Raw genomic sequence first — 20394 nt, 5'->3', positions numbered from 1 at the left:
CGGCGAGTTCGGGCGAGCGATCAGCGGCATGAACGAGTGTTACAGGGACCTACAACTTATCTGCGGCGACCTCGTAGACGATCTCCAGACCGTCCTCGTTGTCCCATTGCTCTCCGACCTCAACGAAGCCGTACTGCGATGCCAACCGATACGAAGCCAGGTTGTCCGGGCCGATGCTGACTCGAACCGTTCTCACCTGGGGTTCGCGAGCAGCACGCCGCAACAAGCACTCCAACGCTGCGCGTGCATAGCCGCGTCGTCGATACGCTGGATCGACGGCATACCCGATCTCGACCATCCCCGATGCGTCGGGAAGCCCGTGAAAGCCCGCCCTGCCCACGGCAAGTTGCTGTTGTTCGTCCCAGATGACACCGGTGACCCACCCTGCGCTGGTCGGCTCTTCCTCGACTTGCGCGCCCCTCATCACCCACAGCCGTCGCCACTCGGGTCCTGCGAAATGAGCCGTCAGCGGGACCGGGCTGGCCGCATTTGCCGCCACAAGGTCTCCATCGGCGAGCGCCTCGTATGTTCGGCGGTTCAAGTGCACTATGCGCACACTCGGCCGAGAACCACATCCACCTGCAGCGACATGATCATGAGACATGCGGCAAACCTCCCATATGCTCCTTCACCTGCGCACCGGAATATTTGTCGAACTCGCATCTTCCCGACATCCCGTCATCGGTGTGGTCTCAATGGGTTAGCGCAACACTGGGTTTGTCCTGGTGAATGAGGATCTGATGCGCGATGGCCTCGACAAGACCTTTGCCGGAGAAGCGAATACGGTTGTCCGAAGCCGAGGTCGAGGAGGTGTGGCGGCGGTGGCGAACCGGACAGGCCATCAAGGTCCTCGCCCGCGAGATGCGCCGACATCCCTCGACGGTGCGCGAACTGCTCAAACGCTATGGCGGAGTCCGCCCCGCGTGCCGGTGAACTGCCGAGTCTGCATGCCATCAGGACCGTTCACCCGCGGTAGAGCCCCTGCCGTCTGTGCGGTTGATTTCGAGATCGGTTTCGAGGTCAAGGCTCCGGAGCGTCTTCCGTGTCAGCTGCCACCCGAGCCTGGCGCAAAGGTCGGCGAGCTCATCGGAGCCACAACCGATATCGAGGTAGGACTGCTCATCTGCAGTGCTGGGACCAACACTCACAGTATGGAGTTCCTTGACGGCGACCTGGATAAATTCGAGCGGGTGATCGACCTCAATATCACCGCGCCCTTGGCATTGGTGCGGCACTTCGGCCGTGCTACGCCGAACAAAAGGCGGGACGGGATTCGACTTGTTGGGTCGCTATCGGAGTACGCCGGATCGGTGCGAAGCACGGTCTATGGTGGCTCAAAGACTTCGACGCCCCGGGCTTGACCGTGTCCGAGCCCGCCGACGTGGCGCGAGAAGGGCGGGGCAGGCCAGCCAGTCCTGGCCGTCCTCAGCCGAGAGTCGATTGCCGGGTGACGAGCTCGGGCATGAACACCACATGCTGATGCCGATGGCCGTCGGCGTGGTCCGCTTCCTCCAGCAGCAATCGCGCGGCAGTGCGTCCCAGCTCTGCGCGAGGTTGCCGAATCGAGGACAATGGCACGGCCGCAGCTGCCGCGAAATCGATGTCGTCGTAGCCGATCACGGCCATATCCCCCGGCACGGACTTGCCGCGCAGGGTGAGCGCCTGCAATGCGCCCAGCGCCAGCAGGTCATTCGCGCAGAACAGCGCCGTCGGCCGGTCGGCTCGGTCCAGCAGAGCCTCGGTGGCGTCACGACCCGCTTCGAAAGTCAGTGCCGCCGTGGGAATCACCTCGAGGCGCGCCCCTGATTCCGCGACGGCTTCGGCAGCGCCCCGATGGCGGTCCGCGACCTGTGTGGTGCCCGCCGGATCACCGACGAATTCGATCCGCCTGTGACCGATATCCAGCAGGTGACCCAGGGCGAGCCGTCCGCCGAGGACATCGTCGACCGACACCGAACACCGATCCGGACGGCCGCTCCCGCGGTCCACCAGAACAGCCGGAATACCCTGCGCCGCCAATGTTTCCAGGACCTGTTCACCGTCACCGGACACCGGCGTGATCAGCACGCCGCGCATCCGCTGTTCGGCGATGAGTTCGAGGTGCCTGCGCTCACGAACCGGGTCATCGGCGCTATTGCACAACACCAGCATTGCGTTGTGAGCGGTGGCTTCTTCTTCCGCGCCGTGTGCGACGTCGGCGAAGAAGGGGTTGGCCATGTCGAGCACCACCATGGCCAGGGTGCGACTGCGTCCCTCACGGAGCTGGCGTGCCGAATCGTTGCGCACGTACCCGGTCTCCGCGATGGCCTGCTGCACCCGCTCCCGGGTGCGAGGAGATACCTGTTCGGGACGGTTGAGCACGTTGCTGACCGTGCCCAGCGAGACACCCGCGCGTCGGGCGACATCCTTGATGCTCACCGCCATTCCAGCTCCTCTCTTTGAAACGTGTCAAGCGTAGTGGATTTCCACGACCTGCAAGGAATGTGCACGGTAAGGCCTTGACTGCCGCCAGAAGCGGATATTATTTTCATTCCGGCTCTGAAACGTTTCAATACAGGAGTTGACGACGATGCCAGGCTCTGCCGATCCCCGCGTGGTACTGCGCGAACTGCACATCGAGCTGCCGTCGTGGGCGTTCGGGAACTCCGGCACCCGGTTCAAGGTGTTCACCCAGCCCGGCGTGGCGCGCGATTCGTTCGAGAAGATCGCCGACGCGGCACAGGTGCACTGCTACACCGGGGTGACGCCCCAGGTGTCGCTGCACATCCCGTGGGACGCGGTCGACGACTACGCCAAACTCGCCGAACATGCACGCGAACAGGGTGTTTCGATCGGAGTGATCAACTCCAATACCTTCCAGGACGACGACTACAAGCTCGGCAGTGTCTGCCACCCCGATCCGGTGATCCGGCGCAAGGCCATCGGGCATTTGCTCGATTGCGTGGACATCATGGACGCCACGGGTTCGGGCCATCTGAAGCTGTGGTTCGCCGATGGGCTGAACTACCCAGGTCAGGACGATCTGATCGGACGGCAGCGGGGACTCGCCGAAGCACTGTCCGAGATCTACGGCCGGCTGTCGGAGGACCAGCGAATGCTGTTGGAGTACAAGCTGTTCGAACCGGCGTTCTATGCCACCGACGTCCCGGACTGGGGCACCGCCTACGCGCACTGCCTGAAGCTGGGCCCCAAGGCGTCGGTCGTGGTGGACACCGGGCATCACGCGCCGCACACCAATATCGAGTTCATCGTTGCCTTCCTGCTCGCTGAGGGCAAACTTGGCGCGTTCGACCTGAATTCGCGTTTCTACGCCGATGACGACCTCATGGTCGGGGCCGCCGATCCGTTCCAGCTGTTCCGGATCATGAACGAGATCGTCGCCGCCGATGCCGTCATGCCGGATTCGGGGGTGCTGTTGATGCTCGACCAGTGCCACAACATCGAGCCGAAGATCCAGGCGGTGATCCGGTCGGTGATGAATGTGCAGGAGGCCGCCGCCAAGGCGCTGCTCGTCGACCGTGAGGCGCTGGCACAGGCTCAACGCGACGGAGACATCTTGGGCGCCAACGCAATTCTGATGGACGCCTACAACACCGACGTGCGCCCGATGCTGCGGGACCTGCGCGAGGACATGGGGCTCGATCCCGACCCGATCGGCGCGTTCCAGCGCTCGGGATACATGCAGAAAGTTATCGACGAACGAGTCGGCGGCCAGGCCGCGGGCTGGGGAGCATGAGAATGACCGACAACACCGATGACACCGTCCGCGAACTGCTCGAGCGCAGCAACCGCGTGGGCGAGGACCCTCGTAACACCAATTTCGCCGGCGGCAACACCTCCGCGAAGGGCTTCGACACCGATCCGGTGACCGGCAAGCTGGTCGAGCTGATGTGGGTGAAGGGATCCGGCGGTGACCTGGGCACCCTCACCGCGGGCGGGCTGGCGGTGCTGCGTCGTGATCGGTTGCAGGCGCTCGTCGACATCTATCCCGGCGTCGACCGTGAGGACGAGATGGTCGCCGCCTTCGACTACTGCTTGCACGGACGTGGCGGCGCCGCGCCCAGCATCGACACCGCCATGCACGGGCTCGTCGAGGCGAACCATGTCGACCATCTGCATCCGGACGCGGGGATCGCGCTGGCAACCGCCGCAGACGGCGAAGCGTTGACAAAGGAGTGCTTCGGCGACCGTGTGGTGTGGGTGCCGTGGCGGCGGCCGGGCTTCCAGCTCGGCCTCGACATCGCCGCCATCCGGCGGGACAACCTGCAGGCCATCGGCTGCATCCTCGGCGGGCACGGCATCACCGCCTGGGGCGACACTTCTGCCGAATGCGAGTCGAACTCGCTCGAAATAATTCACACCGCACAGGATTTCATCGACACCCGAGGAAAGGCCGAAGCGTTCGGTCCGACGCTAGCGGGGTTCGAGTCGCTCACGCCGGAACGGCGCCGCACCCGGGCCGCCGAATTGGCTCCGGTGATCCGCGGCCTGGCGTCGACCGACCGGCCTCAGATCGGCCATTTCGACGACAGCGATGTGGTGCTGGACTTCCTGTCGCGCACCAAGCACGCGGAACTCGCCGCGCTCGGCACCTCCTGCCCGGATCACTTCCTGCGCACGAAGGTTCGCCCACTGGTGCTCGACGCCGCGGCCGATGCTCCCTTGGAGGAGGTGATCGCGCGGCTGCGTGAGCTGCACACCGCATACCGCGAGGACTACGCGGCCTACTACGCACGCCATGCGAACGCGGATTCCCCGGCCATGCGCGGCGCGGACCCGGCAATCGTGCTCGTTCCTGGTATCGGCATGTTCAGCTTCGGGCGCGACAAGCAGACCGCACGCGTCGCGGGTGAGTTCTACATCAACGCCATCAATGTCATGCGCGGGGCCGAGGCGCTCTCCCGGTATGCCCCGATCGAGGAGTCGGAGAAGTTCCGTATCGAATACTGGCCCCTCGAGGAGGCGAAGCTGGCCCGCATGCCCAAACCCAAGCCGCTGGCGACCCGCATCGCACTGGTCACCGGCGCCGGCTCTGGCATCGGACGCGCCATCGCACTGCGGCTGGCGGCCGAAGGCGCGTGTGTGGTCGTCGCCGACCGCGACACCGACGCCGCAGCCCGCGTGGCCGCCGAGATCGGCTCCGCCGACGCGGCCGTCCCGGTCACCATGGATGTCACCGACGCCGAGGCGGTGCGTGCGGCCCTCGACATCGCCGCGCTGGCGTTCGGCGGGGTGGACCTGGTCGTGAACAACGCCGGCCTGTCGATCTCCAAGTCGCTGCTGGAAACCAGCGAATCCGATTGGGACATCCAGCATTCGGTGATGGCCCGCGGCTCGTTCCTGGTATCGCGGGAGGCCGCGCGTGCCATGGTCGCCCAGAGCATGGGCGGCGACATCGTCTACATCGCCAGCAAGAACGCCGTATTCGCCGGGCCGAACAATATCGCCTACAGCGCGGCGAAAGCCGATCAGGCCCACCAGGTCCGGCTGCTGGCTGCCGAGCTGGGCGAGCACGGCATCCGCGTCAACGGCGTGAATCCCGATGGCGTGGTATGTGGTTCGGGCATCTTCGCGGGTGGTTGGGGCGCCCAGCGCGCCGCCGTGTACGGGGTCGAGGAGAAGGACCTGGGCAACTTCTACGCCCAGCGCACCATCCTCAAGCGCGAAGTATTGCCCGAGCACGTGGCCGGCGCCGTCTTCGCGCTCACCGGCGGCGAGCTCGCGCACACCACCGGGCTGCACATCCCCGTCGACAGCGGCGTCGCCGCGGCGTTCCTACGGTGAGCCGCGACCTCGGGCACTCCGGCGCCCCCGTGGAGAACACCTTCGCCGCAATCGATCTCGGCGCGTCGAGCGGACGCATCGTCCACGGTGTGGTGACCGATGAGCGGCTGACGGTGCGAGAGGTACATCGCTTCGCCAACGAGCCGGTGCACCTGCCCGACGGGCTGCACTGGGACATCACCGGCCTGTACCGTCAGGCATGCGCCGGGCTGACCGCCGCCGGGCCGGTGCGCTCGGCCGGAATCGATTCCTGGGCCGTCGATTACGGGCTGCTCGACAAGGACGGCAGGCTGATGGGACTGCCGTATCACTACCGTGACCTGCGCACATCGTGGCGCACGCCGACACCGGTGGATACCCAAACCCTCTACCAGCGCACGGGCATCGCCGATCTGCCGTTCAACACCATCCATCAACTGCGCGCCGAGCCGGAGCACCGGCTCGACACCGCCCGGCACCTGCTGATGATCCCGGATCTGCTCGGTTACTGGCTCACCGATCGGATGGGCACCGAACGCACCAACGCCTCCACCACCGGGCTGTACGGCATCGCCGAACGGGACTGGGACTATCCCCTGATCCGTCGGCTCGGGCTGCCGCAGTGCATTTTCACGCCGATCAGCAACGCCGGCACCGTACTGGGCAGGCTGCGCAGCCCGGTGCGTGAGGCGATCGGCGGACACGATGTCCAGGTGGTCCGGGTCGCGTCCCACGACACCGCCAGCGCCGTCGCCGCCGTCCCCGCCGAGTCCAGGTCCTTCGCCTATATATCCAGCGGCACTTGGTCATTGGTGGGCGTCGAGCAGCCCACTCCCCTGCTGTCGTCCACGGCCCGGGCGGCCGGTTTCACGAACGAGACAGGCATCGCCGGATTCCGCTATCTGCGCAACGTCATGGGTTTGTGGCTATTGCAGGAGTGCCAGCGCGAATGGGCCGACCTGGACTGGTCGACGCTGTGCGAGCGCGCCGCGGAGTTGCCCGCATTGAGTACCGTCATCGATGTCGACGACCCGAGGTATCTTGCTCCCGGCCACCAGACGCCGGGAGGCATGACCGCCCGAATCGCCGCTCATTGCGACGGTCCGCCACCGCGCACACCTGCGGAGTTCGCACGCTGCGTGTTCGACAGCCTCGCCTTGGGACATGCTCGGGCGATCGCTGATGTCGTCCGCACCGGCCGCACGAACATCGACATCGTGCATCTGGTCGGCGGCGGCGCCCGCAACGCCCTGCTGTGCCAGCTCACCGCCGACGCATGCGGCCGTCCGGTCACCGCCGGCCCAGCGGAGGCGACAGCGTTGGGAAATATACTTGCCCAGGCTATTTCGGCACGCGTGCTGCCCGACTGGGCCGCCGCGCGCCGGCTGATCGCGCATACACACGCACCATTGCGCTACGAACCCAGGCCGGACCCTGCGTGGCAGGACGCGGCCGGACGAGTGGCACTGCTGGCCGAGAAACGAGCCGCTGCATGAGGATCGCACTCTTCGTCACCTGCCTGGTCGAGTCCATGTTCCCCGACGTCGGCAAGGCCACCGTGACACTGCTGGAACGGCTCGGCCACGAGATCGTCGTCCCGCCCGCGCAAACCTGCTGCGGCCAGATGCACATCAACACCGGCTACCCCGACGCGGCGCTGGGCCTGGTGCGCAATCACGTCGATGCCTTCGCCGGCTACGACGCGATCGTGGCGCCCTCGGCATCCTGCGTCGGTTCGGTGCGCCACCAGCATGCGGCCGTCGCCCACCGTGCCCGGGACAAAGGTCTCGCGACGGCGGCCACATCCGTGGCCGACAGCACCTGGGAGCTATCGGAGTTCCTCACCGACGTGCTCGGCGTCGAAGATGTCGGTGCGCACTACCCGCACCGCGTCACCTACCACCCCACCTGCCACTCCCTGCGGATGCTGCGGGTCGACGACCGGCCGCTGCGTCTGCTGCGCAACGTGTCGGGCATCGATCTCGTCGAGCTGCCCGCCGCGGACCAATGCTGCGGATTCGGAGGTACTTTCGCCTTGAAGAACCCCGACGTCTCGACCGCCATGCTGGCCGACAAGATGCGCCACGTACAGTCCACCGGTGCGCACACCTGCACCGCTGCCGACTCCTCGTGCCTGATGCACATCGGCGGCGGCCTGTCGCGGCTGCGCGCGGGCACCCGCACGGTGCACCTGGCCGAGATCCTGGCGGCCACGGCATGAGTGGCTCTCGCGATCGAGGCGGCGTATTCCTCGGACTACCTGCACCGCACGGTGATTCACCGCTACGCGGCGTGAACCCGTTTCCCGTGGCGGCCCGCGCCGCGGTGACCGACACCCAGACACGCAGCAATATCAGCGCCGCCACCGCCACCATTCGCGGCAAACGCGAACGCGTGGTCGCCGAGGTGCCCGACTGGGAGGCGCTACGCATGGCCGGCCAGAGCATCAAGCGCCACACCCTCGCCCACCTCGACAAGCACCTCGAGCGACTCGAAGCAGCTGTCACTGCTCACGGCGGCACCGTGCACTGGGCGGCGAACGCTGCCGAGGCCAATGCGATCATCGGCTATCTCATCGCCGCTACCGGCACGACAGAGGTGGTGAAGGTGAAATCGATGGTGACGCAAGAGATCGGCCTCAACGAGGCTCTGGCCGAACGCGGGATCACCGCACACGAAACCGATCTCGCCGAACTCATCGTCCAACTCGCGGGCGACAAACCGTCGCATATCGTGGTTCCCGCGATTCACCGCAATCGCAGCGAGATTCGCGACATCTTCACCGAGTCCATGCCAGGCGTCGATCCGGACCTGACCGACGACCCTCCCGAACTCGCGGCCGCCGCGCGTGCCTACCTGCGCCGAACCATGTTGAACGCCAAGGTCGCCGTGTCCGGTGCGAATTTCGCCATCGCCGAGACCGGCACCCTCGCTGTGGTGGAGTCCGAGGGCAACGGCCGGATGTGCCTCACACTGCCCGATACCCTGATCACGGTCATGGGCATCGAGAAACTCGTGCCAACCTGGCGCGACCTGGAGGTCTTCCTCCAACTGCTCCCGCGATTGGCCACCGGCGAACGCATGAACCCCTACACCTCTCTGTGGACCGGCGTGCACCCCGGTGACGGGCCTCAGGACTTCCACCTCGTCCTGCTCGACAACGGACGCATCGACACCCTCAGCGATGAGGTGGGACGCGAAGCGCTGCACTGCATCCGCTGCGCGGCCTGCCTCAATGTGTGCCCGGTCTACGAACGCACAGGCGGGCACGCCTACGGCTCGGTATATCCCGGGCCGATCGGAGCAGTCCTCACTCCACAGCTCACCGGCGTGGCCGAGAACCCCTCCCTGCCCTATGCGTCCACCCTCTGCGGCGCGTGCTTCGACGCCTGCCCCGTGCGCATCGACATACCCTCCATTCTCGTACACCTGCGAGCGGAAACCACTGCTGCACAACGCCTGCCAACGCCGGAATCCACAACGATGGCCGCGACCTCCTGGGTAATGCGCAAGCAGCGGCGCTTCACCCGCGCCACCTGGCTGCTTCGCGCGGCCAGACTCTTCCGCAACCGGCGCGGCACACTGGACAGGCTGCCGCCCCCGCTGTCGGCGTGGACTTCCGCACGCGACCTCCCGATCCCGCCCCGAGAAACCTTCCGCACCTGGTGGAACCACCGATGAACACCCGCGACGACATGCTCCGCCGCATCCGCGCGGCCATCACGACTTCAGCTCCGATCGGTGGCGTCAGCCGTGGCTACCGCCAACACGGCACCACCGATCCGGCAGCACTGGTCGCCCTGTTCACCGAACGTCTGCGCGATTACGGCGCCGAGGTCCACACCACAACCGAGGTGGGCATCTCCGCACTTCTTCGCGACCTGACAGCAGACCGAATCACCGCGGTTCCGCCAGGATTCCCCATCACGTGGATTCCCTCGGGGGCACGGATCGACGACCCCGCGATGGACACGGCCACACTCGACACCACCTCAACCGTGATCACTACCTCCGCCGCAGCCTGCGCCGACACCGGAACCATCGCCCTCGACGGCAGTGCCGGCCAAGGACGCCGCGCGCTCAGCCTCGTGCCCGATCGGCACATCTGCCTGGTTCGCACTGCTGACATCGCGCACACCGTCCCCGAATTGTTGGCCCTGCTCGTCCCATCCAGACCGATCACGCTCATCAGCGGACCATCTGCAACCAGCGACATCGAATTGCGGCGCGTTCAAGGTATGCACGGTCCCCGGAACTTGGTCGTCGTGCTGGTCGAATCCCGTGCTACCGCTGCGGAAGAAACGCTGACGCCACCATGAACGACCCCGGCCCTCCAGCCCATCCGTCTTCCGTTCGCGAGCTGCTGCCCTATTTCGGCACGTGCCCGGCATGCAGCAACTTCGCCGAGGTGTACGAGATCAGCCTCATATCCGTAGACGGCAGCCGCACAGTCGAATTCCTCGAAACCTGCGGTCTGCCCTGCGGATGGGTCGGCCGCCGCGCCGAACACATGCCACCGCATCGAAGGGACCACTGAATGGAATCAATGCTCTATGGCGCCACACCGGGGTCCCGGACTAGCGAGGACCAGTATTCAGGTAGTCGGAATTCTGAGGGATTGGCGGGCAGTCGTCACCGGCTGTGATCGCTGGACGCGTAGCGGTTCCAGGTGCCGCCGGCCTGAGCAACGTGCCGGCGTGCGGTGGTGTAGTGGATGCCGAGGGCGTCGGCGAGGACGGATGCGGATGCTTGCAGGACGAGTTGCCGGAGCGCAGCGATGCGTCCTGTGACGCTGGGAATTCCGTTCTTTGTGGTCTGTTGGCCGAGGGTTTCGGGTCGGAGCGGCTGTCCGGCGCGACGGCCTGGGAACAGCCATCGTGAGCTCGGGTTGGTCGCGGCGCGCATGTTCGTGCGCTGGTAGATCAGCTCGAGGAGCAAGCTCGCGAACGGGTCGGGAACAGGTGTCGGTGGTTCGCCGAAGCGGATAACGATGCCCGCGTCGGTGGTGAGGACATAGTGGGACTGCTGCACGACCAGGTGGCAGCCTGACCTGCCCTACTCCTCGGGTTCCACTTTCGGTGGCCAACTAACGGCCTTCGCGAAAGGCTAAACGACATGCCACGTCCCTACCCTGCCGAGTTTCGTGCGCGAGCCATCGCGCTCGTCCGTGCCGGCAGACCGTCCAAGCAGACCGCCGTCGAGTTGGCGTTCATCCGGTGACACTGTCGAAATGGTTGCACCAGGATGAGATTGATCGCGGCCTGCGATTAGGCGAGTCGTCGACCGAGTCGGCCGATCTCCGTGCCGCTCGCCGACGGAACCGGGAACTGAAGAGTTCTGGCAGGCGGCTTTTGTCTATGCGCACTCGCCCAGGGCGCCTGCCCCTATGCCAACATCTGCGAACACTGCCCCAACTTCCGCACCGTCACCACCTACCTGCCAATCCTCGCCGCACAACGCGCCGATACAGCGAAACTGGCCGAAGACGCCGAGCATCGCGGCTGGATCGACGAACCCGCCCGCCATCGCCAACTCATCGCACGACTCGACACCGCCATCGCCCAACGATCAGCCCGATAACCGAAACCACCTCCACCCCAGCTAAAACCGACCGCCTGTTAGCCGGATAAGCATGCGAAATGCGTCGGCGGAGACCACAATTCAGGGCAGACTGGTGATCTCGTCGAGCGCGATTTAAACTGCGCCGAGGAACTCTCGCTGTACAGCCAAGAAAGCTTGGCCGGCCACCTCGACGTGCCGAGGCGATGGCGATGAAGGGGAGGCGTTGCTCCGGCCTGACCGTCCGCCACAGTACCGCGGCACCGATCGCAGAGACACGACGTCCTTCGGCTGTTCCGGCGGAGACGGCTCGTTCCGGCTTCGCCCGTAGCCCGTGCTGGCGATGCTCCAATGTCGGTCGGTGGGGCAGACTCAGGCTGCGAAAGCAACGGACGAGACGGGCGGGATTCGATGGCATCAGAGGCCGAGACACGTATCGCTGACGCGCTGCACACCGGCGCGCAATCATTGGATCTGTCAGATCTGGAGCTGCGCAGCCTCCCGGATTCCCTGCGGCGACTCAGCATGCTCACCGAACTCGACCTGGGTGTCAACCTCCTCGCGGAGCTCCCAGACTGGATAGGCGACCTCAGCACGCTCACTTCGCTCAACCTGTTCGCCAATCCGCTCACCACGCTCCCGGATTCGCTCGGCGATCTCACCGCGCTCACCGAACTCATCGTGAGCAGCAACCAGCTCACCGAGCTCCCGGACTCGCTTGGCCGTCTCACCGCGCTCACCACGCTTGAGGCGTCCGACAATCTGCTCACAAAGCTTCCGGACTCGATCGGAGACCTCGCCGCGCTCACCTTTCTCCAGATCAACGGCAACCACCTGGTGGCGCTCCCCGATTCGATGAGGAATCTCAGCGCCCTCACCGAGCTTTGGATCGATGACAGGCTGCTCCCACAGCTACCGGCCCCGCTCCGCGAAGTCGTCCCTCGCGCCCTGCCGGCCGGTCCCCCCGGCAACGACCCGCTCAGCGGAGAGCCGCCGTGGTGATGGGCCAGAACGTCTCAGGATCGCGCGGAGTCCCGCTCGGGGAGGAACTGCAGCGTCAATAGGGCCCCGGCCGGCGCGACGCCCGCGCCGATCCAGGCGGCGGTCTGCGTCCCGTCCAGGAACGACGGCCGCGCGGTCGCGCCGAAGTCGGCGCCGAGAGTCCCGTCGACCCGGTCTGCGGCCTCGATCGCCCCGCTGACCGACTCGGTGGCGACCTTCCGCAGCTCGGCCGGCAGCCGCTGCGCGGCCGACGCCAGGCCGGCCACACCGGCAGCGGATGGCGACGGGCAGCGGATTGCGACGGCTGGGAAAGCTAGGAGAAGGAGCCTAGTCTCGCTGGCATGGGTCCACTGAGCACTTCCGCTGCAAAAACTCCTGTTGCCACCACTCTCTTGGGTCGCCACGTCCGTTTGGAGCCGCTCGCGCCTGCCCACCTTACGGATCTGTTCGCAGCGGGGGGAGGAGACGAGGAGGTCTGGCGCTGGCTTCCGGTACCCACCCCGCGCACAGAAGAGGAGATGCGCGCCCTACTGGATAAGCTGATCGCGGATTGCGATGCTGGCACCCGCGTTGCCTTCGCAGTCATCGAACTGGCGACCGGACAGGCCGTGGGATGGACCACCTACGGATTCTTCAGTGCCCGCGACGAGCGTTTGGAGATCGGCTGGACCTGGTACGCCCGCGCCGTGTGGCGCACCGCGGTCAACACCGAGTCCAAGCTGCTGTTACTCGAGCACGCCTTCGAGGACCTAGGCATGGGCCGGGTGTGCTGGCGCACCGACCATCTCAATACGCGGTCGCAGCAGGCCATCACCCGCCTGGGCGCGGTCCGCGAAGGCGTCTTCCGCCGCGAAATGCGCCGCCCCGACGGCAGCTGGCGCGACAACGTCTACTACGCGATGCTCAAAGACGAGTGGCCCATCGCCAAACAACGGCTGACCGCGCGACTTGCGGCGGATTGACTCTGGCACGTCACAAGTCTAACGAAAGCTTGCCGGGAATTTCGAAGAAATTGACTTGCATAATTCATTCCGTCGGCTTCTTTGCCGGGATATCGGTGGCGCAGACGCTGACTCACGATATAAATTCCGGACCGAGATGAACGTGTGCGGCCTTCAAACCATAACGTGGCCGGCCACGAATTCATCGATGCCGGTTGCATCGAGTCGGCAATCGGCGCCGTCAGGCAGGCGAGCGGTTCGGCGTCGCCATACATCGCGCACGGTGCGATTACAGCAGACGTGCGGCGGCGCCAATCATATACAGGGCAAGACGGGCCTTCAATGCTTGTCGGAACATGATTCTCCCCGATCAGGGGCTACCGGTGCCGGCCATATCGGCACAGGCAGGGCGGAATTTTATTCCGACATAATTTCGGCAAACCATTCGCTCGAGCCCCTTGACCAAGCCTCACTCCTTTCGATCATACGTTATCCTAACCTTCCGATAGTCGGATTCCCTCACTTCCACTACCCTCTCCCAATCCTCCGTAGTATCCGCAATCCATACCGGATTATTCCAGCCCTGCCCTGTGACATCGTAAGAAATGCGAAAATAGCTATTGCCGGAATTGGTCCGCAGCCCCATCCTTTTTCCAAATGTAAAAACAAGCACTTCGGCATCGATCAACGGAAGCGATTCATCGGGGTGAACATCAAAAAGCAGGCTGCCTTCGATCTGGATGGCAAGCGCCTTATGAACTGTACCGTCGGATCTAAAGGTCAGGGCGAAGCTTCCCTCTTCAACATAATGCTCCCTGAAAATCGAAAGCCCAGAACCCAGGTAAGTAGAAAGATTCGACAACAGGAATCCTCCAATCTCACTCATTTCGTCGAAATCCGGCACGCGAGAATTCCCGAACAATGAAATATCCATCTCCGATAATTATCCTTCTAGGCGTGGATTCGTCGCGCGACGATCGGTTTCATTCGGCCGGTGGCCGATCTCGGGATGCGCTTAAGAATGCCGTCGCGGTCACGCATCGCGCCGACCTTTTCGCCGCAGGTTCCGCCACATGATTGTGCCGAGACTGACGCAGAGGTCGCCGATTTGTAGTGAACACTCCAAGAATTCGGTTGGCCCGCTTCGACTGCTGTTCGCCCACTGCCTGCGTAGATTGCGTGCTCGTAGTCGTCGCGGTGGATGATGGGGCGATCGTATTGATCGCAGGCGTAGCAGTGAACGCGTGAGGTGCGATTAACCGCTAGTCCGTCCTCAGCGGTCGGGCTGATATCGGATCCGTGACATGTGGTGATGTAGTCGGGATCCAGGCCCACAGCGGCGCGTTCGCCTAACCCGCAGGTGCAGATGACTTTGCCGATGTCGAGGTGGGGCTGGAAGTCGTGGACGTGGCTGCGGTGGGGATCGCGGCTCATGATGATGGCGATGAGTGCGGTGTGCCTGGCATGGGCGATCGCCACGGTGTGTCGCCATTGCTTGGCCTGCACTACCAATCGCACGATGTGCTCCGGGTCGCTCGACTTGAGTGCTTCCTGTTCGGCGGTGATGGCGCGCTTGGTGACGGCGGAGGCGGTCTCGAGGAGGCTGTGAAAGCCGCGCTTCTGGCGCACGGGGTGAGGTCGATGCGCACCATTCGTTCGGTGAATTCGGCTACCAAGGAGGCGATTTCGGCATCGCGGTTCGGCGCTGGTGTCTTGGTCATCCGGTGTTTCCTGAGCAGCGTTCGTTGGCGGGGCGCGTTGCCGCGCCCCGCGGTAGGTGGGTTAGAGCGGGCTGGGCCAGTCGGAGACTTCGGCGCGGATGGTTCACTTGACGTCGTATTCGGGGGAAGGCGGTCAGGGCCTGGATCTGGTGGTCGCGGTCGCGGGCAGCGATGTTACTGGCCCGGTGAACGAACAGGCTGTACACGATCCGCGTCAGTTCGCCATCGGTGGCTCGACCATATTAGTGGAACATCTGTTCCACGGTGGCGCGCTGCGGCCGTGTGGGCGATCAGTCCGTTGAGCGCGAGCGCTGCGACGGTAAGCTAGCGGGCCTCGGGATCGGGTGGAACAGGAACCGGTCGGCCGGAGTGGTGATGTCGATGCCCTGTTTGAGCACGATCAAATCGATTCCACGCTCATCGAGCTGGGCAGCGAGCTCGGTCATGTGCCGCACCGAACGGAACGGACGCGACAACCGCGTGATCGCCAGCTCGTCGCCGCGGCGCAGATGGTCGAAGCACTTGTCCCACTCCGGGCGGCGCGCCAACATGCCGGCCATGCCGTCGCCGCGGGTATCGCACCCGAATCCGAGCAGGGACGCATGCCCCTGGACTGGATCGTGCCCACAGACCTGCCTGCGCTGACCAGATCTCACTCTCGGCCTGGCTCGATACCGCGACCGAACCACATGTCGAAAGGCACTGGCAGCTGCTGAACTTGATCAACGGCAATGTCCCTGAAGAGCCCAGCGCGCCCGCCTTCAGACGGTTCGCCGAAGCCCTGCGCGTACACCGATAGTCGCGCTCCTCGGGCAAACCCACTCATTGCCGCATACCGCGCTGACCGAACCGGCTAACGCGAGGCGCCAGCGGCCAGAACCTTATGCGGTGCAGAACGTCCGCTAGCCGAATGCAGCGCGTTCCCTGGGGCTTTAGCGGAATCACCAGCGGGTCAGCCGAAGACATGGTCGACTGGTTGCAGCATCGCACCGCCGCGTGGTCGCCACGGCCGGTAAAGCGGGTGTTCATACCGAAAAGCAACGGGCGCCGCCGCGGACTGGGGATTCCCGTGATCGCCGACCGGGCGCTGCAAGCGCTGGTGGTCAACGCGCTGGAACCCGAGTGGGAGGCCCGGTTCGAACCCAAATCCTATGGGTTCCGGCCGGGCCGGGGATGCCACGACGCCATCGCGGCCATCCATACCACCGTCAGCCGCACCGACGCCAAACGCGTGTGGATTCTGGACGCCGATCTGGCCGCCGCGTTCGACCACCTCGACCACGCCCACATCGTCGGCTCGCTCGGCACGTTCCCCGCTTTGGGGCTCGTGCGGCAGTGGCTGACTGCCGGCGTGGTCGATCAGGGTCGCTTCGCGCCGACCGAGGAGGGTGCCCCACAAGGCGGGGTGATCAGCCCGTTGCTACTCAACGTTGCTCTGCACGGCATGGAGGCCGCCGCCGGAGTCGCCTACTACACCAACGGCACTCGTGCCGGGAAGACGGTGAAGGGCTGCCCGGCGGTTATCCGCTACGCCGACGACCTTCTCGCACTGTGCTATTCGCGCGAGCAGGCCGAACAAGTAAAGAAGCAGTTGGCGCGGTGGCTGGCTCCCAGAGGGCTCGTCTTCAACGAGGACAAGACCCGGATCACGACCCTGGACCAGGGCGTGGACTTTCTGGGATTCAACATTCGCCGATACCCGAACGGGAAGCTGCTGACCAAGCCGAGCAACGCTGCGCTGCGGCGCATCCGGTCACGATTGTCCACCGAGATGAAGCGGCTGCGAGGCTCGAATGCCGACGCGGTGACCGCCACTCTCAATCCGATCATTACCGGATGGGCGGCCTACTACCGGATCGGGGCTTCCAAACGGGTGTTCAACGCGTTGGAAGCCCACCTCTGGCGGCTGGTCTACAAGTCGGCCAGATTCCGTCATTCGAACAAACCGATGTATTGGGTCAAGGCCCGCTACTTCGGCGCGTTCAACCCCGCCAGGCGGGATTCGTGGGTGTTCGGCAGCCATGACAGTGGCTTCTACCTGCGCAAATTCGCTTGGACACCGATCGTCCGGCACCGGATGGTCGCAGGCACGGCGTCTCCGGACGACCCTGCGCTGATCGACTACTGGACCGAGCAGCGTCGCCGCCGCACACCCCCGCTGGGCAAAGACACCCAGCGCCGCCTGCGCGCGCAGAACAGCCGATGCCCGCTCTGCCAGGGGTTGCTGCTGCACACCGACCGCGAACAGCAAACGCCACACCAGTGGCAGCAGTGGCTCACGGCCGCCCGCAACGCGATCCGCCGACAGGCCATCACCATAACGGGCGCTCACCCACCGGACGACCGGACCGCAACGCGTCTCGTGCACGCCCACTGCCACCGCAATCACACCAGAAGCGTTGGCGGGCACCGCACTTCTGCCGACCTGTGAGCCCTCGGGGCTTGCTTGAGCCGGTTGCCTGGAAAGCGGGCACGGCCGGTTCTTAGGGGGCGAGGGCGTGGCAACACGCCCTCGCTACCCGCCGAACGCTGGTTCGCCGAACTCACCAACCGCAAACTCCGCCGATCGGCCCACCGCAGCGTCACCGAACTCGAATCCGACGTCGAAGCCTGGATCCAGTCATGGAACGAAAACCCGAGACCTTTCGTCTGGACCAAAACCGGCCACCAGATCCTCGACAGCCTCGTCCACTACTGCCACAAACTTACGGCGCTCAACAGCGAATCAGCACACTAGCGGCCAACACCTCACACGTTTGGCGTTGCTGCGGGAACTCGCTGCGGGAACTCTTCGAATAGACGGCGACGCCCCCGCAGCCGTCATTCCGGTGCGCGAGTGCGTTCGACGGCGCGCTTGAGGGCGGCGGTGGCAGGCGAGGTGAAGTGCGAGATAACTAGCAATCATGGTGGCTCGCTGTCGGGGCCGAATCGGCCGGAGGGTCGAGGTTGGTTGGCCCGTCACCCGTTCACGGCTGAATCAGAGTTGTGAACTATCGAGATGTGGGGTCACCGCCGGACTGTTGCAGGCAGTCCGGCGACGAGTGCGGGCAGGGGCGAAGGGGTCCAGGCCCGCGTCCCCGCCCGGTCCCGGTGGTCACGCAGGCAACGTAGGAACCGAAACCTGTTGGGCAAAAGCGGATTCGAGCGTACGGTCAGTAGCTATAGAACCCGCGTCCGGTCTTGCGGCCCAGGTAGCCGGCGTCGACCATGCGCCGCAACAGGGGCGGAGGGGCATAGTGGGGTTCGCGGAATTCCGCGTGCAGGGATTCGGCGATGGCGAGGGTGACCTCCAGGCCGATGGCGTCGACCAGACGCAACGGGCCCATCGCGTGCGCGCAGCCGGCGACCATGCCCTCGTCGATATCGGCGACACTGGCGAACCCGGTCTCGGCCATGCGGATCGCGCTGCAGAGGTACGGGATCAGCAGGGCGTTGACGATGAAGCCGGCCTGATCCTTGGACTCGATGGTCCGCTTGCCGAGGATGTCGCGGGCGTAGGCGGTGACCTTGTCGACGACCTCGCGGTCGGTCTTGAGGGTCACCACGATCTCGACCAGCGGCAGCACCGGGACCGGGTTGAAGAAGTGCACACCCACGACGCGGCCCGGGTTGGCGGTGGCATTGGCCAGCCGGATGACCGGGATGGACGAGGTGTTGGTGGCCAGGATGGTCTCGGGGGAGACGATGCCGTCCAGCTTGGCGAAGAATTCGGTCTTCAGCGTCTCGATCTCGGGGGCCGCCTCGATGACCAGCTCGCGGTCGGCGAAGTCGTCGATCGAGGTGGTGACGGCGATCCGGTCCGCGGTCTCTTCAGCATCGGTGCGGGCGAGTTTTCCTGCCTCCACCGCACCGGTCAGGGACCTCGCGATGCGGGCGCGGGCGAGGTAGGCCGCGTCAGTATCGCGTTCAACGACGAGGACTTCACCACCCGCGCGGGCGGCGACCTCGGCGATACCTGCACCCATGGTGCCGCCACCGATCACACCGATACGGTGCATGACAATTCTCCTCAACTTCGGTAGAAACGCTCTGGCTCTGAAAGGGATTGGCGGTGCTTAATTCACACGGACGATGAGGGCGTCGCCCTGGCCGCCGCCACCGCAGGGCGCGGCCGCGCCGACACCGCCGCCGCGGCGCTGCAGCTTGAGCGCCAGGTTCAGGACGATGCGGGCGCCGGACATGCCGAGCGGGTGTCGGATGAGATGGCCGACCAGTCCCGGACGCGAAATATGTTGCGGTCCAAGGGAAAACGATCCGCGGCCAGCTTTGCATCGCATCTGTCGAGGGCGTCATGTATATGTTTGGTCAGTTCGCCGGTAGAAATCGGCTAAGTCGCCAACCTCGTGGTTGCGGGATTGATCAACAAGGCAATCACGACCCGAACGGTGATTTCACAGCGCACGGCACAAGGACATGCAGAGCACATCCTCACCAAACTGGGATTCACCGACCGTGCGCAGATCGCGGCCTGAGCTGCAGGGCATTCCCACGACATCCTCGTCTAAGTGAGTAGAAGATGCCCGTCAACATCCATCGATCGTGCCCCACGGATGCTCAGGATGGGAAGCCGACGAATCGGGATACGCCTGCCAGGACCAGTTCACAACCTCCAACAAATTGCGCTTGATCGTTTGCTCATCCCCTCGGTCGCTGATACGTGGGCGCAGGGTGTGGCGAATTATCTGAAGGAAACGCCAACGACTGACACCGAAGGTGATCATCAGTTCATCAGAGGGGGCACCACCGAACGGAGCCCACCGAATTGCAAACATGATCATCGACCTCGCGTCTGCATCCACCGACTTCACGAACTCCAGGGAATCGCATTGGTGCAGCAACGACCCGACCCACTCTGGGCTGCTCGGAACGTCCATATCACGTGAGTCCGCGATGCGAGCTTTTCGGATTGGGCACAGCGACCGGTCCCGGCTGGGGATTGTCCGGGCGTCGTCTGCTGGTCGCAGTGGTTGCGAATACGGGGAACCCGCCACTGGAGGGTCTGGGTTCGAACCTCACTCCTACCGGCTTGTCAGATGATGGCGGGATCTCCCCTTCGATCGTGGTGTAGACCCAAGGCCCCTCGTCGAGCGCGACGATAGCGATCTGCGACGGCGCCCATTCCTCAAGACGCCTGTCGGACGGCACTTGATACACCACCCGCCAGGACACGATAGCCCCCTCCCCGCAGGAAGACACCCATTCCAGTGTCGTCGACTTACACGACGTGCATGTGCTGGCCAGCGGCGACAGCAGCGTCGCGCAGTTATTACAGCGCCGAATCATCAAGGTCACCTCACCGAGCTTGTCGGGAGTGGTCGTGGTGATCCGATCCGGATTCAGTGGGCACATGAAATCTCCTGCGGATAGTGGCTACTGCGGTACCGACAGCATCTTCTGCGCTGGCGGTA

At 64.7% G+C, this 20394-nt stretch carries 21 protein-coding genes and 4 pseudogenes; 14 read left to right on the top strand and 11 right to left on the bottom strand.

The genetic code is table 11. From position 1 onward, the window contains the following. Positions 1 to 49: 49 nt before the first annotated feature. The gene (locus ACWEQQ_RS42920) at positions 50 to 499 is read right to left on the bottom strand and encodes a GNAT family N-acetyltransferase (protein WP_452352274.1); all 450 of its coding nucleotides are present in this window, start codon (positions 497 to 499) and stop codon (positions 50 to 52) included. A gap of 287 nt (positions 500 to 786) precedes the next feature. On the opposite strand from ACWEQQ_RS42920, the gene ACWEQQ_RS42915 reads away from it, so the two are divergent. Together ACWEQQ_RS42915 and ACWEQQ_RS42910 are read left to right on the top strand one after the other, a co-directional pair. After that, positions 787 to 933 (top strand): hypothetical protein, encoded by a 147-nt coding sequence (locus ACWEQQ_RS42915; RefSeq protein ID WP_452352273.1) that lies wholly within the window; start codon positions 787 to 789, stop codon positions 931 to 933. 218 nt (positions 934 to 1151) lie between these two features. Beyond that, complete coding sequence (locus ACWEQQ_RS42910; protein WP_452352272.1) at positions 1152 to 1361, top strand: hypothetical protein; 210 nt, start codon at positions 1152 to 1154, stop codon at positions 1359 to 1361. Between the two features lie 64 nt (positions 1362 to 1425). On the opposite strand, the gene ACWEQQ_RS42905 is transcribed toward ACWEQQ_RS42910, so the two are convergent. After that, positions 1426 to 2424: a LacI family DNA-binding transcriptional regulator gene (locus ACWEQQ_RS42905; protein WP_452352271.1), complete on the bottom strand. Its 999-nt coding sequence runs from the start codon at positions 2422 to 2424 to the stop codon at positions 1426 to 1428. A gap of 145 nt (positions 2425 to 2569) precedes the next feature. On the opposite strand from ACWEQQ_RS42905, the gene rhaI reads away from it, so the two are divergent. From rhaI to ACWEQQ_RS42875, 6 genes are read left to right on the top strand one after another with little or no spacing between them, the layout of a single operon-like run. Beyond that, the gene (gene rhaI, locus ACWEQQ_RS42900) at positions 2570 to 3736 is read left to right on the top strand and encodes an L-rhamnose isomerase (protein WP_452352270.1); all 1167 of its coding nucleotides are present in this window, start codon (positions 2570 to 2572) and stop codon (positions 3734 to 3736) included. A 2-nt stretch (positions 3737 to 3738) separates the two neighbouring features. Beyond that, entirely contained in the window at positions 3739 to 5784 is a 2046-nt protein-coding gene (locus ACWEQQ_RS42895) for a bifunctional aldolase/short-chain dehydrogenase (RefSeq protein WP_452352269.1), read from the top strand. Beyond that, a complete protein-coding gene (locus tag ACWEQQ_RS42890; RefSeq protein ID WP_452352268.1) occupies positions 5781 to 7259 on the top strand; it encodes a rhamnulokinase in 1479 nt (492 codons plus the stop codon). Before ACWEQQ_RS42895 ends, ACWEQQ_RS42890 begins: the two co-directional genes overlap by 4 nt. Continuing rightward, positions 7256 to 7984 carry a (Fe-S)-binding protein gene (locus ACWEQQ_RS42885; RefSeq protein WP_452352267.1) on the top strand — a complete coding sequence of 243 codons (729 nt, stop codon included), beginning with the start codon at positions 7256 to 7258 and terminating at the stop codon, positions 7982 to 7984. Before ACWEQQ_RS42890 ends, ACWEQQ_RS42885 begins: the two co-directional genes overlap by 4 nt. Then, positions 7981 to 9444, top strand: coding sequence for a LutB/LldF family L-lactate oxidation iron-sulfur protein (locus tag ACWEQQ_RS42880; protein WP_452352266.1), 1464 nt, complete (start codon positions 7981 to 7983; stop codon positions 9442 to 9444). Before ACWEQQ_RS42885 ends, ACWEQQ_RS42880 begins: the two co-directional genes overlap by 4 nt. Further along, the gene (locus ACWEQQ_RS42875; protein WP_452352265.1) at positions 9441 to 10082 is read left to right on the top strand and encodes a LutC/YkgG family protein; all 642 of its coding nucleotides are present in this window, start codon (positions 9441 to 9443) and stop codon (positions 10080 to 10082) included. Before ACWEQQ_RS42880 ends, ACWEQQ_RS42875 begins: the two co-directional genes overlap by 4 nt. A 313-nt stretch (positions 10083 to 10395) precedes the next feature. On the opposite strand, the gene ACWEQQ_RS42870 is transcribed toward ACWEQQ_RS42875, so the two are convergent. Next, positions 10396 to 10794 carry a hypothetical protein gene (locus ACWEQQ_RS42870; protein WP_452352264.1) on the bottom strand — a complete coding sequence of 133 codons (399 nt, stop codon included), beginning with the start codon at positions 10792 to 10794 and terminating at the stop codon, positions 10396 to 10398. Between the two features lie 84 nt (positions 10795 to 10878). Here ACWEQQ_RS42870 and ACWEQQ_RS42865 point away from each other — a divergent pair. Both ACWEQQ_RS42865 and ACWEQQ_RS42860 read left to right on the top strand, forming a co-directional pair. Further along, positions 10879 to 11096: pseudogene (locus ACWEQQ_RS42865) on the top strand (transposase); the annotation flags it as partial. A 637-nt stretch (positions 11097 to 11733) separates the two neighbouring features. Continuing rightward, positions 11734 to 12324 carry a leucine-rich repeat domain-containing protein gene (locus ACWEQQ_RS42860; protein WP_452352263.1) on the top strand — a complete coding sequence of 197 codons (591 nt, stop codon included), beginning with the start codon at positions 11734 to 11736 and terminating at the stop codon, positions 12322 to 12324. 14 nt (positions 12325 to 12338) lie between these two features. Here the strand turns inward: ACWEQQ_RS42860 and ACWEQQ_RS42855 are convergent, their stop codons facing one another. Beyond that, positions 12339 to 12590 (bottom strand): hypothetical protein, encoded by a 252-nt coding sequence (locus ACWEQQ_RS42855; RefSeq protein ID WP_452352262.1) that lies wholly within the window; start codon positions 12588 to 12590, stop codon positions 12339 to 12341. Positions 12591 to 12665: 75 nt separating this feature from the next. Between ACWEQQ_RS42855 and ACWEQQ_RS42850 the strand changes: the two genes are divergently transcribed. Continuing rightward, positions 12666 to 13286 carry a GNAT family N-acetyltransferase gene (locus tag ACWEQQ_RS42850; RefSeq protein WP_452352261.1) on the top strand — a complete coding sequence of 207 codons (621 nt, stop codon included), beginning with the start codon at positions 12666 to 12668 and terminating at the stop codon, positions 13284 to 13286. Positions 13287 to 13734: 448 nt separating this feature from the next. Here the strand turns inward: ACWEQQ_RS42850 and ACWEQQ_RS42845 are convergent, their stop codons facing one another. The 3 genes from ACWEQQ_RS42845 to ACWEQQ_RS42835 form a co-directional block, all read right to left on the bottom strand. Further along, entirely contained in the window at positions 13735 to 14199 is a 465-nt protein-coding gene (locus tag ACWEQQ_RS42845) for a hypothetical protein (protein ID WP_452352260.1), read from the bottom strand. Positions 14200 to 14216: 17 nt separating this feature from the next. Continuing rightward, on the bottom strand, positions 14217 to 14894 hold the full coding sequence (locus tag ACWEQQ_RS42840; RefSeq protein WP_452352259.1) for a hypothetical protein: 678 nt from the start codon (positions 14892 to 14894) through the stop codon (positions 14217 to 14219). Between the two features lie 382 nt (positions 14895 to 15276). Further along, positions 15277 to 15546, bottom strand: a complete 270-nt coding sequence (locus ACWEQQ_RS42835; protein ID WP_452352258.1) for a recombinase family protein — start codon at positions 15544 to 15546, stop codon at positions 15277 to 15279. Between the two features lie 350 nt (positions 15547 to 15896). Here ACWEQQ_RS42835 and ACWEQQ_RS42830 point away from each other — a divergent pair, with 350 nt between their 5' ends. Continuing rightward, a complete protein-coding gene (locus ACWEQQ_RS42830) occupies positions 15897 to 17417 on the top strand; it encodes a reverse transcriptase domain-containing protein (protein ID WP_452352257.1) in 1521 nt (506 codons plus the stop codon). Between the two features lie 93 nt (positions 17418 to 17510). Beyond that, a pseudogene (locus ACWEQQ_RS42825) lies at positions 17511 to 17723 on the top strand (IS630 family transposase); the annotation flags it as partial. 415 nt (positions 17724 to 18138) lie between these two features. Here the strand turns inward: ACWEQQ_RS42825 and ACWEQQ_RS42820 are convergent. Then, entirely contained in the window at positions 18139 to 18984 is an 846-nt protein-coding gene (locus ACWEQQ_RS42820; RefSeq protein ID WP_452352256.1) for a 3-hydroxybutyryl-CoA dehydrogenase, read from the bottom strand. A 57-nt stretch (positions 18985 to 19041) separates the two neighbouring features. Further along, positions 19042 to 19185 (bottom strand): annotated as a pseudogene (locus ACWEQQ_RS42815) (acetyl-CoA C-acyltransferase); the annotation flags it as partial. A gap of 132 nt (positions 19186 to 19317) precedes the next feature. On the opposite strand from ACWEQQ_RS42815, the pseudogene ACWEQQ_RS42810 reads away from it, so the two are divergent. Further along, a pseudogene (locus ACWEQQ_RS42810) lies at positions 19318 to 19458 on the top strand (LuxR C-terminal-related transcriptional regulator); the annotation flags it as partial. A gap of 51 nt (positions 19459 to 19509) precedes the next feature. Here the strand turns inward: ACWEQQ_RS42810 and ACWEQQ_RS42805 are convergent. Both ACWEQQ_RS42805 and ACWEQQ_RS42800 read right to left on the bottom strand, forming a co-directional pair. Then, positions 19510 to 19794 (bottom strand): hypothetical protein, encoded by a 285-nt coding sequence (locus ACWEQQ_RS42805; protein ID WP_452352255.1) that lies wholly within the window; start codon positions 19792 to 19794, stop codon positions 19510 to 19512. A 67-nt stretch (positions 19795 to 19861) separates the two neighbouring features. Then, a complete protein-coding gene (locus tag ACWEQQ_RS42800) occupies positions 19862 to 20269 on the bottom strand; it encodes a Zn-ribbon domain-containing OB-fold protein (RefSeq protein WP_452352294.1) in 408 nt (135 codons plus the stop codon). Positions 20270 to 20394: the final 125 nt, after the last annotated feature.

Source organism: Nocardia sp. NPDC004123 (assembly GCF_053603795.1).
Note: the sequence above shows the minus strand (reverse complement) of the source record. Positions and strands in the feature narration are given on the sequence as shown.

Coding starts and splice junctions, on each gene's coding strand:
- ACWEQQ_RS42910 (WP_452352272.1), top strand. CDS start 1,152: ATGGAGTTCCTTGACGGCGACCTGGATAAATTCGAGCGGGTGATCGAC.
- ACWEQQ_RS42905 (WP_452352271.1), bottom strand. CDS start 2,424: ATGGCGGTGAGCATCAAGGATGTCGCCCGACGCGCGGGTGTCTCGCTG.
- rhaI (WP_452352270.1), top strand. CDS start 2,570: ATGCCAGGCTCTGCCGATCCCCGCGTGGTACTGCGCGAACTGCACATC.
- ACWEQQ_RS42895 (WP_452352269.1), top strand. CDS start 3,739: ATGACCGACAACACCGATGACACCGTCCGCGAACTGCTCGAGCGCAGC.
- ACWEQQ_RS42885 (WP_452352267.1), top strand. CDS start 7,256: ATGAGGATCGCACTCTTCGTCACCTGCCTGGTCGAGTCCATGTTCCCC.
- ACWEQQ_RS42880 (WP_452352266.1), top strand. CDS start 7,981: ATGAGTGGCTCTCGCGATCGAGGCGGCGTATTCCTCGGACTACCTGCA.
- ACWEQQ_RS42875 (WP_452352265.1), top strand. CDS start 9,441: ATGAACACCCGCGACGACATGCTCCGCCGCATCCGCGCGGCCATCACG.
- ACWEQQ_RS42860 (WP_452352263.1), top strand. CDS start 11,734: ATGGCATCAGAGGCCGAGACACGTATCGCTGACGCGCTGCACACCGGC.
- ACWEQQ_RS42850 (WP_452352261.1), top strand. CDS start 12,666: ATGGGTCCACTGAGCACTTCCGCTGCAAAAACTCCTGTTGCCACCACT.
- ACWEQQ_RS42845 (WP_452352260.1), bottom strand. CDS start 14,199: ATGGATATTTCATTGTTCGGGAATTCTCGCGTGCCGGATTTCGACGAA.
- ACWEQQ_RS42835 (WP_452352258.1), bottom strand. CDS start 15,546: ATGGCCGGCATGTTGGCGCGCCGCCCGGAGTGGGACAAGTGCTTCGAC.
- ACWEQQ_RS42830 (WP_452352257.1), top strand. CDS start 15,897: ATGCAGCGCGTTCCCTGGGGCTTTAGCGGAATCACCAGCGGGTCAGCC.
- ACWEQQ_RS42820 (WP_452352256.1), bottom strand. CDS start 18,984: ATGCACCGTATCGGTGTGATCGGTGGCGGCACCATGGGTGCAGGTATC.
- ACWEQQ_RS42800 (WP_452352294.1), bottom strand. CDS start 20,269: ATGATTCGGCGCTGTAATAACTGCGCGACGCTGCTGTCGCCGCTGGCC.